The organism is Xanthomonas sp. WHRI 10204 (assembly GCF_040202875.1).
Taxonomy (GTDB): Bacteria; Pseudomonadota; Gammaproteobacteria; order Xanthomonadales; family Xanthomonadaceae; genus Xanthomonas.
In genome coordinates, this window is the sequence record NZ_JBEGDW010000004.1 from 14,758 (window position 1) to 26,652 (window position 11,895).

At 67.4% G+C, this 11,895-nt stretch carries 10 protein-coding genes and 2 other RNA genes; 7 read left to right on the top strand and 5 right to left on the bottom strand.

Going from position 1 to position 11,895, the window contains the following annotated elements:
* The first annotated feature begins 124 nt into the window (after nt 1-124).
* On the top strand, nt 125-664 hold the full coding sequence (locus ABQZ00_RS20235; protein ID WP_323538882.1) for a hypothetical protein: 540 nt from the start codon (nt 125-127) through the stop codon (nt 662-664).
* 131 nt (nt 665-795) lie between these two features.
* On the opposite strand, the gene ABQZ00_RS20240 is transcribed toward ABQZ00_RS20235, so the two are convergent.
* From ABQZ00_RS20240 to coaBC, 3 genes are read right to left on the bottom strand one after another with little or no spacing between them, the layout of a single operon-like run.
* On the bottom strand, nt 796-3,141 hold the full coding sequence (locus tag ABQZ00_RS20240; protein WP_323538883.1) for a phosphomannomutase/phosphoglucomutase: 2,346 nt from the start codon (nt 3,139-3,141) through the stop codon (nt 796-798).
* A 12-nt stretch (nt 3,142-3,153) separates the two neighbouring features.
* On the bottom strand, nt 3,154-3,621 hold the full coding sequence (dut, locus tag ABQZ00_RS20245) for a dUTP diphosphatase (RefSeq protein WP_055847387.1): 468 nt from the start codon (nt 3,619-3,621) through the stop codon (nt 3,154-3,156).
* Complete coding sequence (coaBC, locus tag ABQZ00_RS20250) at nt 3,618-4,886, bottom strand: bifunctional phosphopantothenoylcysteine decarboxylase/phosphopantothenate--cysteine ligase CoaBC (protein ID WP_115514127.1); 1,269 nt, start codon at nt 4,884-4,886, stop codon at nt 3,618-3,620. The genes dut and coaBC overlap by 4 nt, the downstream gene beginning before the upstream one ends.
* A 96-nt stretch (nt 4,887-4,982) precedes the next feature.
* On the opposite strand from coaBC, the gene radC reads away from it, so the two are divergent.
* From radC to ABQZ00_RS20280, 6 genes are all read left to right on the top strand, one after another.
* Entirely contained in the window at nt 4,983-5,660 is a 678-nt protein-coding gene (gene radC, locus ABQZ00_RS20255; protein WP_055847382.1) for a RadC family protein, read from the top strand.
* An 86-nt stretch (nt 5,661-5,746) separates the two neighbouring features.
* Complete coding sequence (argS, locus tag ABQZ00_RS20260) at nt 5,747-7,435, top strand: arginine--tRNA ligase (RefSeq protein WP_115529354.1); 1,689 nt, start codon at nt 5,747-5,749, stop codon at nt 7,433-7,435.
* Between the two features lie 173 nt (nt 7,436-7,608).
* On the top strand, nt 7,609-8,487 hold the full coding sequence (locus ABQZ00_RS20265; protein WP_323538884.1) for an SPOR domain-containing protein: 879 nt from the start codon (nt 7,609-7,611) through the stop codon (nt 8,485-8,487).
* Between the two features lie 5 nt (nt 8,488-8,492).
* A complete protein-coding gene (locus ABQZ00_RS20270) occupies nt 8,493-9,026 on the top strand; it encodes a hypothetical protein (RefSeq protein WP_323538885.1) in 534 nt (177 codons plus the stop codon).
* A 61-nt stretch (nt 9,027-9,087) separates the two neighbouring features.
* A non-coding RNA gene (locus ABQZ00_RS20275) (sX9 sRNA) lies at nt 9,088-9,161 on the top strand.
* Between the two features lie 32 nt (nt 9,162-9,193).
* Entirely contained in the window at nt 9,194-9,949 is a 756-nt protein-coding gene (locus ABQZ00_RS20280; protein WP_323538886.1) for an SDR family NAD(P)-dependent oxidoreductase, read from the top strand.
* A gap of 209 nt (nt 9,950-10,158) precedes the next feature.
* Here the strand turns inward: ABQZ00_RS20280 and ABQZ00_RS20285 are convergent, their stop codons facing one another.
* A complete protein-coding gene (locus ABQZ00_RS20285) occupies nt 10,159-11,283 on the bottom strand; it encodes an acyltransferase family protein (protein WP_323538887.1) in 1,125 nt (374 codons plus the stop codon).
* A gap of 531 nt (nt 11,284-11,814) precedes the next feature.
* A non-coding RNA gene (locus ABQZ00_RS20290) (sX9 sRNA) lies at nt 11,815-11,890 on the bottom strand.
* Between the last annotated feature and the right edge of the window lie 5 nt (nt 11,891-11,895).

Here is an 11,895-nt window from a genome sequence, read left to right on the forward strand (position 1 = left end):
GCTGTGACCGCAGCGGCGCCGACAATCGATGCGTTTGTCCGGACATGGCGATACGCGATTGACTGACCTGAGACCGCGCCGGCGGCCGATGTCGCTGCGCTGAGGCCGTGGGCACGCTGTGGTCATGCCCAGCGCCCTGCTCCATCGCCCGTTTGCCGTGTCCACCCCTGCCACACCGCATTGGCACGTGCGTCTGCACACGCATCAGCACGTGCCGTTGTTTGCGGACTGGCGCTGCGCGCGTGCAGCGGCCGCCATCCTGGCGATGCCACGCAGCTGGCTTGGTGCGCAGGTGCTGTGTTGGGTGTTGCTGCCAGAGATGTGGTGCGCCTTGCTGCAGGCGCCAGATAAAACCACCGTGCTGCACGCAGCGACTGCTGCACGGCAGGCCGCCGGCGAAGCGGTCAATCGTGTGCGCGGGCGCGGCGGCACGGTCTGGCAACCGGAGATGGAGGCGAGCGCGCTGGCGTTGCAGGTCGATTGTCGGCAATTCGCCCGCAGCCTGGTCGCCCTGCCGTTACGTGCCGGCCTGGCCGAGCGGATCGGCGCGTACCCGTACTGGGACGCGGTGTGGCTGTTGCCCGATGCGCGGGCTGCGGCACGGCAACCTGCACCGGACGCCGCCGCCGCGCGTCTGGCAAGCGTGGGCGGCACAAGAACGTGACCGTGCATGCTCGCTCGACATCCGTCGGCAAGCGCCGAGTCGATGCGCGGCTGTTCTGCCGCGCATCAGGCAACCCAGCTGGCCGTGAGCGCGGCCCACGCGGTGGGCGCACTTACCTCAGCGTGCGCGGCTCAGAACCCCAGCGGTTGCTCGGGCAGCAATGCCTGCAATTGGCTGCGGAACAGCGCTCGGATGCGCTCCAATGCAGCGTCGGTGTCGGCTTCAAAACGCAGCACCAGAATCGGCGTGGTGTTGGACGCACGCACCAGGCCCCAGCCATCGACAAAATCCGCACGCAGGCCGTCGATCGTCGACAAACGCGCCGATTCGAACGGCGACTCTTCCCCGGCTTGCGCTCTCTCGACAAAGCGCGCCACCAGCGCATGCGCATCGCCTTCCACCGGCACCTTGATCTCCGGTGTGGACACGCTTTCCGGCAAGGCATCCAGCACCTCGGAGGGGGTTTCCTCGCGCTGGGCCAGGATTTCCAGCAAGCGCGCAGCGGCATAGATGCCGTCGTCGAAGCCGTACCAGCGTTCCTTGAAGAAGAAATGCCCGCTCATCTCACCGGCCAGTTCGGCATCGGTTTCGCGCATCTTGGATTTGATCAGCGAATGCCCGGTCTTCCACATCAGCGGGCTGCCGCCGTTGCGCAGCACGTAGTCCGACAGCTTGCCGGTGCACTTCACGTCGTAGATGACCAGGGCGCCGGGGTTGCGCTGCAGCACGTCGGCGGAGAACAGCATCAGCAGGCGGTCGGGGAAGACCACCTTGCCTTCCTTGGTGACCACACCCAGACGGTCGGCATCGCCATCGAAGGCCACGCCGATGTCCGCATCGAAGCGCTGCACCATCTTCACCAGATCGTCGAGGTTGTGCGGCTCGCTCGGGTCGGGATGATGATTGGGGAAAGTGCCGTCGATATCGCAATACAGCGGCACGACCTCGGCACCGATGGCTTCCAGCAGACGCGGCGCAATCTCGCCGGCCGCGCCGTTGCCGGCATCCACCACCACCTTGATCGGGCGGTCCAGCTGCACGTCGTCGGCGATGCGCTGGATGTAGGCATCGCTGATGTCGCGCTGTTCCAGCTCACCCGGCGTGGCTGCGGTATGCAGGCGGCCTTCGTTGATGCGCTGATGCAGCTCGGCGATCGCGGCGCCAGACAGCGTCTCGCCGCCGATCACGATCTTGAAGCCGTTGTAGTCGGGCGGATTGTGGCTGCCAGTGACCGCCACGCAGCTGCCGGCGCGCAGTTCATAGGCGCCGAAATACACCACCGGCGTGGGTGCCAGGCCGATGTCGGTCACGTTGCAGCCGGCACGCCGCAGACCTTCGATCAGGCCATTGGTCAGCTCCGGTCCGGACAGACGCCCGTCGCGCCCCACCACCACATCGCGCAGCCCCTGCGCCTGCATCACGCTGCCGATGGATTGGCCGATCAACGCGGCAACGCCGGGATTGAGGTCTTTACCGACCACGCCGCGGATGTCGTAGGCGCGGAACATCTCGCTGGCGATCTGCACCGCCGGTACCAGCGGCGGCGGCGCAGGCGCAGGCGCCTCGTCCAGCACGCGCACGTCGCTGGCAAGGCTAGCGTCGTGTTGCAGGCTTTGACTGAAGGTCGGTTCGTCGGTGGCCGACTCGCCGGCAACGCGGCGACGCGGCAGCGCCACCCGACCACGGCTGGCCAGCACCAGCAACACCGCGACGATGACCAGCAACGCGGCGACGATGGCGCAGCCAAGCGCGCCCAGGCCCAGTGGCCCGCTATCGCTTTGCGGGACTGCAGCAGCCACACGCAGGCCGCTGGAGCCGAGCGGTTTTGCCAGTGTTTCGGCCGCATCGGCCAAGCTCACGTCGCCCTGCTGGGCCACGTTGTAGCTGCCCTGGCGCAACGCCAGGTAGGCGCTGCCGGGCACCGCGATCGCATCCAGCGGGCCGGTCAGGCGCAGCACCGGCAGCCGCGCATAGGCCACCGCGGGCTGTGCACCCAGACGCACCGCGGCGGCTACACCCAGACGCACCTGCTTGGCATCGCGCACCACATGCACCTGCGCACGGGCGGCCACCAACGCCGATTCGAGCAGACTCAGCCGCGCATAGCCGAAATCCTTGGGGTTGGCATAGGCCGCCGCCAGATCGCCAGGCAGCACCTGCACGTCCTCGGCGCCCTTGAAGCGCTCGCGAATCGCCGAGGCGGCCGCCAGTGCGTCCCCATTGGCCAACGCACTGGCCACCGGCGGCTGCTTGAGCACGGCATCGAGCTGGGTGGCCTGCGCCGCCATCGCCTTGCCGACGTCCTGCACGGCGCGGTCGCGTGCCTGTGCCAGGTTCTGGGCGGCCGCATCCTCACGCCATTGCGCGTAGCTGCTCCAACCGAACCAGGCGGCCAGCAGCAACAACATGCCTCCCAACACCGGACCACTCGTACGCACGCTCGACATCCCCTGCCTGCGCTCGTTCGCCTTGCTCATGAGACTCCCCCGTCAGCGCACGCCGGTGTGGCCGAATCCACCCGCTCCCCGCGCGCTGTCCACGAAAGTATCCACCACTTGCAAGCCTACGCGCACGATCGGAAGGATCACCAATTGCGCAATCCGGTCGCCCGGCTCGATGGTGAAGGCCTCGCGGCCGCGATTCCAGGTGCTGATCAGCAGCGGGCCCTGGTAGTCTGCATCGATGAGCCCGGTGCCGTTACCCAGCACGATGCCGTGGCGGTGGCCCAGCCCGGAGCGCGGCAGGATCACCGCGCACACCTGCGGGTCGGCCAAATGGATCGCGATACCGCTGGGAATCAACGCCGCATCGCCCGGTTCCAGCGTCATCGGCGCTTCCAGCGCGGCGCGCAGGTCCATGCCGGCGCTGGCTTCGGTGGCGTAGGCCGGCAGCGGCCAGACATCGCCGAAGCGCGGGTCGAGCAACTTCACCTGCAAGGAGTGGGTCGGGTGGCTCATGCCTGCAATCTCTCCGCGATCAGGGCCAGCAGTTGGTCGGCCAGTTCGGTCTTGCTGCTAGTGGGAAACGCGCGCTCGCCGCCCTGCCAATAGGCGGTGGCGGCATTGTTGTCGCTTTCGAAGCCGCCGCCGACGATCCCCACCTGATTGGCGATGATCAGATCCAGCCGCTTGGCTGCCAGCTTGCCACGCGCGTAGTGCTCAACGTCGTGCGTTTCGGCCGCAAACCCGACCACCAGCTTGAGCGCGCCGGTCTGCGCGGCAACCTCCGACAGGATGTCCGGGGTGCGCACCAGTTCCAGGGTCAGCGTTTCGCCGGTCTTCTTGATCTTCTGCGCAACCACGCGCTTGGGCGTGTAGTCGGCGACCGCAGCGGCGCCGATGTAGATGTCGGCCGGGAACGCACCCAGTACCGCATCGCGCATCTGCGCAGCCGAGCGCACGTCGATGCGCTGCACGCCGACCGGCGTGACCTGGTGCACCGGCCCGCTGACCAGCACCACCTCGGCGCCCTGGCGCGCAGCGGCGGCGGCCAGCGCGTAGCCCATCTTGCCGCTGCTGCGGTTGCCGACGTAGCGCACCGGGTCCAGGTCTTCGAAGGTCGGGCCGGCGCTGATGACGATGCGCAGGCCGTCCAGTTCGGCGCTGCTGGGCACGAAGGCGGGCGCGGCAGTGCCTGGCGATGCATCGGCGGCAGGTGCAGTGGCAGTGGCGGCCAGCGCGGCAATGATCGCCGCCGGCTCGGCCAGGCGGCCGGGACCGGACTCGCCTTCGGCCAGCGGGCCGTCGTCGGGGCCGACCACCGCCACGCCACGCGCGCGCAGGGTCGCGATGTTGGCCTGGGTCGCCGGGTGCAGCCACATGCGGTGGTTCATCGCCGGGGCCACGGTCAGCGGCGCGGTCGTGGCCAGGCACAGCGTGGTGACCAGGTCGTCGGCCAGCCCGTGCGCCAGGCGCGCGAGCAGATCGGCGGTGGCCGGCGCCACGATCACCCGGTCGGCCCAGCGGGCCAGTTCGATATGCCCCATCGCCTGCTCGGCGGCGCTGTCCCATAGCGTGGTGCGGGTCGGTTGCCCGGACAGCGCCTGGAAGCTCAGCGGGGTCACGAATTGTTGCGCGCCGCTGGTCATGGCGACCTGCACCTGTGCGCCGGCGTCGCGCAGGCGACGGACCAGTTCGAGCGATTTGTAAGCGGCAATGCCTCCGCCGACGCACAGCAGCAAACGCTGTCCGTCCAGGGGGCGGGCCTGAGTGGAGCCGATCACGTCGGGGTCGTCCTACGGTTACAAGGACAACTAGATTAGCCGATGCCCCTGCTTGGCCTGATGGGCGTCGGCGATGAGCACCGGCAATCTCGCCATATGCACATACACGACTGGCCCACCAACGAACGCCCGCGCGAGAAACTTCTGGCGCGCGGGGCTCCTGCCCTCTCCGATGCGGAGCTGCTGGCGATCTTTGTCGGCTCCGGGCTGCGCGGCCAGGATGCGGTCCAGACCGCGCGCGATCTGCTGCACCGCCACGGCCCGCTGCGCCTGTTGCTGGATCGCCCGGCCAAGGCCCTGGCGCGCCTGCCTGGGCTGGGGCCGGCCTCGGCGTGCAAGCTCAGGGCCGCCATGGAACTGGCGCATCGTCACCTGATGAGCGAACTGGAGCGTGGCGAGGCCCTGAGCGACCCGCCCAGCGTGGGCCGCTATTTCTCGCAGCGGCTGCGCGCGCGGGCCTACGAAGTGTTCGCGGTGCTGTTTCTGGACAACCGCCATCGCGCGATCGCCTTCGAGGAGCTGTTCACCGGCACCATCGACGGCGCAGACATCCATCCGCGCGAAGTGGTGCGGCGGGCGCTGCTGCACAACGCTGCGGCGGTGATCGTCGGGCACAACCATCCGTCCGGCAATCCGGAGCCGTCCGAGGCCGATCGCGCGGTCACCCAGCGTCTGCTGCAGGGCCTGGAGCTGGTGGACATCCGCCTGCTCGACCACTTCGTGATCGGCGATGGCCGCCCGGTCTCGCTAGCCGAGCGCGGCTGGCTGGAATGAGACCGCCGCGCCGACCTGAACCATCGGCCGGACCGTGTGCCGCGCGGTCGGGTAAAATCGCTGGTTTGGTTCCAAGCAGATCCCACGTGAAAGCCCTACTCCGCGCACTGATCGGCCAAGGCATCGAAGCCTTGCGCGCCAACGGCACCTTGCCCGCCGACACCCTGCCGCCGGATTTTGTGGTCGAGCGGCCCAAGACACGCGAGCACGGCGACTTCGCCACCAATGCCGCGATGCTGCTGGCCAAGGCCGCGCGCAGCAACCCGCGCGCCCTGGCGCAGGCGCTGGTCGCCGCCTTGCCGGCCAGCGAAGACGTCGCCAAGGTCGAGATCGCAGGCCCCGGCTTCATCAATTTCCATCTGGCGCCCACCGCGTATCAGCGTGAAGTGGCGCATGTGATCAAGCAGGGCCACGACTACGGTCGCGGGCTGGCCGGCAACGGCCGCTCGGTGGGCGTGGAATACGTCTCGGCCAATCCGACCGGCCCGCTGCATGTCGGCCATGGCCGCGCCGCGGCGATCGGCGACAGCCTGGCGCGCGTGCTCGATGCCAACGGCTGGAACGTCAAGCGCGAGTTTTACTACAACGATGCCGGCGTGCAGATCGAGAATCTGGCGCTGTCGGTGCAGGCACGCGCGCAGGGGCTCACCCCCGACAGCGCCGGCTGGCCGGAAAACGGCTACCGCGGCGACTACATCGCCGATGTGGCCACTGCCTATCTGGCCGGCGACAGCGTCGACCTGGAAGGTCATCTGGTCAGCGGCACCAAGGACCCGGCCGATCTTGAATCGATCCGTCGCTTTGCGGTGGCCTATCTGCGCAACGAGCAGAACCACGACCTGGCCGCGTTCCGTGTCGACTTCGATATCTATTTCCTGGAAAGCTCGCTGTACAAGGACGGCAAGGTCGAAGAAGCGGTGCGGAAACTGATCGCCTCCGGCCATACCTACGAGGAAGGCGGCGCGCTGTGGTTGAAGTCCACCGACTTCGGCGACGACAAGGACCGCGTGATGCGCAAGTCCGATGGCACCTATACGTATTTCGTGCCGGACGTGGCCTATCACCTGACCAAGTGGCAGCGCGGCTATGAGCGCGCGATCACCGAGCTGGGCGCCGACCACCACGGCTCGCTGACGCGCGTGCGCGCCGGCCTGCAGGCGATGGAGCTGGGCATCCCGCAGGGCTGGCCGGAATACGTGCTGCACCAGATGGTCACGGTGATGCGCGGCGGCGAAGAAGTGAAGCTCTCCAAGCGTGCCGGCAGCTACGTCACCCTGCGCGACCTGATCGAAGAAACCAGTGCCGATGCGGTGCGTTGGTTCCTGATCGCGCGCAAGCCCGATTCGCAGCTCACCTTCGATATCGATCTGGCGCGCGCGCAGAGCAACGACAACCCGGTGTTCTATGTGCAGTACGCACACGCACGGGTGTGCAGCGTGCTGCGCCAGGCGCAAGAGAAAGGCTTCAAGTACGAGCAGGCCAATGGGTTTGCACAGCTCGCCCGGCTGGACGACGAGCATTCGCTCAACGTGATGCTGGAGCTGTCGCGCTATCCGGAAGTGGTGGAAATCGCCGGCCAGGCACTGGAGCCGTACCAGATCGCGCAGTACCTGCGTGAATTGGCGCATGCCTTCCACACGTGGTATCACAACACCAAACTGCTGGTGGACGATGCCGCAGAGCGCGACGCAAAACTCACCCTCGCCGTCGCCACCCAGCAGGTGCTTGCCAACGGCCTGGAATTGCTCGGTGTCAGCGCCCCGGAAAAGATGTAAGCCACTGGAAAGTCGCCAGGCAGGCGTGAGGCGCACGCCTGCCTGAGCAGTGAGCAGCGGTATCCACCATCGCCCGCGCATCCGTTGCACCGCACGCGGCAGACGCAGCGGCAGCGATCGCCGCACCAAGCCGGGCGCACCGCCCGCAACGACACGATTCGGAGAAGTGGTAGATGGCAGCACGACGCGGTAAGAGCCAGGCACGACGCAACACCAGCAATGGCACCCCCGGTTGGGTGTGGTTGGTGGCGGGCGCCGCGATTGCGGCAGTGATCTTCCTGGCCGCACCCAACCTGTTCAAGAAGGACGGCGACGGCTTCCTGCGTGTGGGTCCCCGCGCCAATCCGGATGCACAGCCCGAACCGGTGGCCGATGCAGACACCGATACGCCGGCCGAGTTGCCCAAGCCCAGCACGCAAGCGCCCAAGCCGCAGCCCAAGCCGGGCGATGCGCAGACCCAGTACGACTTCTACACCTTGCTGCCCGGCAAGGAAGTGCAGATGTCCGACGCCGAGCTGGCTGCCAGTGCGCGCGCCGAAGAAGCCGCACGTGCGCGTGCTGCGCTGGAAGGCAAGCCCATCGCGCCGGCGCCGGGTGCAGCAGCCAGCGTCGCGTCGGCCGTACCCGCAGCCAGCGTGCCGATGCCCTTGAAAGAAACGACCGCCAGCGCGCCCAAGCCGTTGCCGGAAGCCGCCCAGACACGTCCAGCGGCAACGCCAGCACCGGCCAGCACCGCGGCACTCACCACGCCGGCCGCTGCGGCACCGAAGCCTGCGGCCACGGCAGCAACGACGCCAACAGCACCGGCCGCCACCGACAACACCCGTTACATCCTGCAGGCCGGCTCGTTCGGTGCTTCCGGTGACGCCGAGTCGACCAAGGCCAAGCTGGCGATGATGGGCCTGGCCGCGCGTGTGGAATCGGCCGACATCAGCGGCAAGACGGTCTACCGTGTGCGCATGGGGCCCTACGGCACCGCAAGCGAATTGGCCGAAGCCAAGCAGAAGCTCACTGGCAGCGGATTGCCTGCCATCGCGATCAAGGCGCAGTAACCGCAGTGATGCGCCGCATCGCCAGCGCGTTGTTCGGACTGCTTGCACTGATCGGCACGGCGCAGGCCACCGAGCAGATTCCCGACCACATCCAGATCGATGGCCAGCAGGCACTGCTGCTGGCAGAGCCCCTGTCCGGGCAGCTGGACGACCCCGCTACCTGGAAGCGCTTCGTCGCACAGGCGGGCAGTTCGCTGGGCGGCTGCAGCGCCAACTGGCGTGGCTATCAGGCGTTCTGGCGCGTGGACGCAGAGCAGCTGGTGCTCGATCGCGTGGTGCTCGGTGCTTGCGCCGAGGCGCCGCCGGAGCTGCCGCTGTCGGTGCTGTTTCCCGGCCAGCGCGCGCCGGTACCGGCGGTGTGGGTGGATGGCGAACTGATCGCCGCGCTACCGGCTGCGGAGAACGCCACGTCCGACGCGCCCGCCGGCTATGTGTCGCTGCGGCTGCGCCGAGGGCATGTGGTCGCCCGCGAACCGCTCACCGCAGACATGCTGCGCGCACGCCATGCCGCAGCCGCACGCCCGGTTCCTGTGCCCTAAGCGCGGCTGACACAACCACTGCGCTCACCGCCAGGCGGGTGCGGCAGGTTGCCGGTGTGGCATGGACAACTCGTACACTTTGGTTCCAAGCGCGCCGCCCACATCCACCTGGCCAGCGCTCGCTATTTTCTAGCCGCTTTAAGCATCCCCCATCCCCTGGAGTTCCCATGTCCAAGACCGTCCTGATCACTGGTGCCACCTCCGGATTCGGCAGCGCCGCGGTGCGTCGCTTTGCCGCCGCCGGCTGGAAGGTCATCGCCACCGGCCGGCGTGCCGACCGCCTGGACGCACTGGCGGCCGAACTGCCCGCCGGCCAGGTGCACACCGCCGCGTTCGACATGCGCGATGCACAGGCCTTGTCGTCCGCCATCGACGCGCTGCCGTCTGCATTCGCCGATATCGACGTGCTGGTCAACAACGCCGGCCTGGCACTGGGCACCGCGCCCGCGCAGCAGGCGGATCTTGCGCAGTGGCAGCAGATGATCGACACCAATGTCACCGCGCTGGTCACCCTCACTCACCGCCTGCTGCCGGCGCTGATCGCGCGTCGTGGCGCCATCATCAACATCGCCTCGGTCGCGGCGACCTACCCGTACACCGGCGGCAACGTCTACGGCGGCACCAAGGCGTTTGTGCAGCAGTTTTCGTTGGGCTTACGCGCGGACCTGCACGGCACCGGCGTACGCGTCACCTCGATCGAACCGGGCATGGCCGAAACCGAGTTCACCCTGGTGCGCACCGGCGGCAACCAGGCCGCCTCGGACACGCTGTACCGCGGCGCCACCCCAATGACGGCCGAGGACATCGCCGAGCAGATCTTCTACGTCGCCAGCTTGCCGGCGCACTTGAATATCAACCGGCTGGAAATCATGCCGGTGACGCAATCGTTCGCAGGATTTCAGGTGGCGCGCGACGCGCAGTGAGGAAGCGACGCTGCGCCTGAGAGGACGCGCAGTGAAGATGCGCTGCCACATCCGCGGTGTGGCAGCGAAGGATCCAGCCCGCGTCGCGCGTGGTGAGCGCCCCCCAAGCGCGCGCTGCTGGTCTACTGCAGACACAAGCGATCCTCGACAGCCGCGCACTGCGCGGCTTCTCTGTTCAACGATGCTGTTCAACGATTCCGCAAACCGCGCTACGCCGACTCGGCCATGCCGCGCGATCCCGCACGGCTGCGTAGCAACACGCCACGCAGCCGCAGGAAGGGGCGCTCCACGCTGTAGTGCAGCAACGCGCCCGCCAGCAGCGCCACCGCGCCATACACCGCAAATGCCAGCACGCCACGGCCCTCCAATGCCGCGCCGAACCAGGTCTGGGTCACATGGAACATCGCCTTGTGGGTCAGATACAGGCTGTAGGAAATCGCCGCCAGCCATGCCGCGCCGGGCACCCGCAACCGGCCAAACGCGCTATTGGCAGTGCCTGCCAGCACCAGCAATGCCAGCCCGAACGAGAGCACCGGCCAGCCCAGCGCATTGCCGATCAGGCCGGTGCGCTCGCGGAACAACCACAGTGCCAGCGCCATGACCACAACGCCGGCAAGCAACCACGTGTTGCCGCGCTGCTGCAAGCGTTGCCAGACCTGCGGACGAAATACCTTGAGCACCGCGAGCACCACGCCGGCCAGCAGGCCGTCGAGACGGTTCCAGGTGGGGTAGTAGAGATCTTCGACAAACCAATTGCGCTGCTGACCGCCGCCCACCTGATCCAGCGCCGTGTTGTGCAGCCACACGCTGGTACGCAACGCGATGCCGGCCACCACCACGGCCACGCATAACGCGATGAACCGCCCAGCCGACGGACGCCGCAACAACAGCGTGGCCAGCAGCGGAAACACCAGATAGAAATGCTCTTCCACGCACAACGACCAGGCATGCGAAAACGCCGCCTGCTGGCCGTAATCGACGAATAGATTCAAGGTGAAGGTGGCGAACATCCACCATGGCGCCAGCCCGGGCGCTTCGCGCACACCGGGCCACGCGATGTACACCAGCAACACCACCGCAAACGCCGGCAGGATACGAAACGCGCGCCGCAGATAAAAATCCTTGAAGTCCAGCCGCTGCCCGCGCGCCAAGGGTGTCAGCACCTGGCTACCGATCAGGAACCCGCTGAGCACGAAGAACAGGTCCACCCCCATCCAGCCATAGCGCGACAGCCACGCCCAGTCCGGCCCCAAGCCACCGACCACAAATGCGTGGAACAGCATCACCCAGACGATGGCGATACCACGCAACAGGTCCAGGGCGGGATAGCGCATGTGGGCGATCAGCAATCAGGGAGGACCGATTGTGCCGCATGACACACACCCATGCGTAGGTTGCGCAAGGTGTGCGTAGCCGGCGGCGCTGCGGGTAGGCAGGACCGAAGGTGACAACACAAGAGATGCTGCCTCACGCACCGGAGGCAAGCATGGGCATGCAAGTGCATCGCGGCAGTCAGGTGACAGACACCGCACTCAACGGCAGGCGATCGCTGCGACCAACGGACACAGACACAACCGCGTGGTAGCGCGCGATCGGTGCGGTTGGCAACGTTGCGCTGACGTCACGGCGTGTCGCTGCACTTGCACGGCTTGGCGAGAGGCGCATCGCCATGCGTGTTGCTGCACTTGCGCGGCTTGGCGAGAGGCGCATCGCCATGCGTGTTGCTGCACTTGCGCGGCTTGGCGAGAGGCGCATCGCCATGCGGCAGCGATGTGGTTGGCCGCTGCGGCCGACACGGGCCGATGGCAGCCTTGCGTTCAACGCACTGCCTGCCACCCAGTTGCATCACGCCGGCGATGTGGAGCGGCTAACGACACATAGCGAGCAATCGTCAGGCGATGTGCACGGTGCGCTCAAAACCAGCGTGTGCGAGTGGCACATGCCGC

What these genes read in the sequence shown, in the direction of transcription:
- ABQZ00_RS20280 (WP_323538886.1), top strand. Translation starts at nt 9,194, where the DNA reads ATGTCCAAGACCGTCCTGATCACTGGTGCCACCTCCGGATTCGGCAGC.
- ABQZ00_RS20265 (WP_323538884.1), top strand. Translation starts at nt 7,609, where the DNA reads ATGGCAGCACGACGCGGTAAGAGCCAGGCACGACGCAACACCAGCAAT.
- ABQZ00_RS20285 (WP_323538887.1), bottom strand. Translation starts at nt 11,283, where the DNA reads ATGCGCTATCCCGCCCTGGACCTGTTGCGTGGTATCGCCATCGTCTGG.
- dut (WP_055847387.1), bottom strand. Translation starts at nt 3,621, where the DNA reads ATGAGCCACCCGACCCACTCCTTGCAGGTGAAGTTGCTCGACCCGCGC.
- radC (WP_055847382.1), top strand. Translation starts at nt 4,983, where the DNA reads ATGCACATACACGACTGGCCCACCAACGAACGCCCGCGCGAGAAACTT.
- ABQZ00_RS20240 (WP_323538883.1), bottom strand. Translation starts at nt 3,141, where the DNA reads ATGAGCAAGGCGAACGAGCGCAGGCAGGGGATGTCGAGCGTGCGTACG.
- ABQZ00_RS20235 (WP_323538882.1), top strand. Translation starts at nt 125, where the DNA reads ATGCCCAGCGCCCTGCTCCATCGCCCGTTTGCCGTGTCCACCCCTGCC.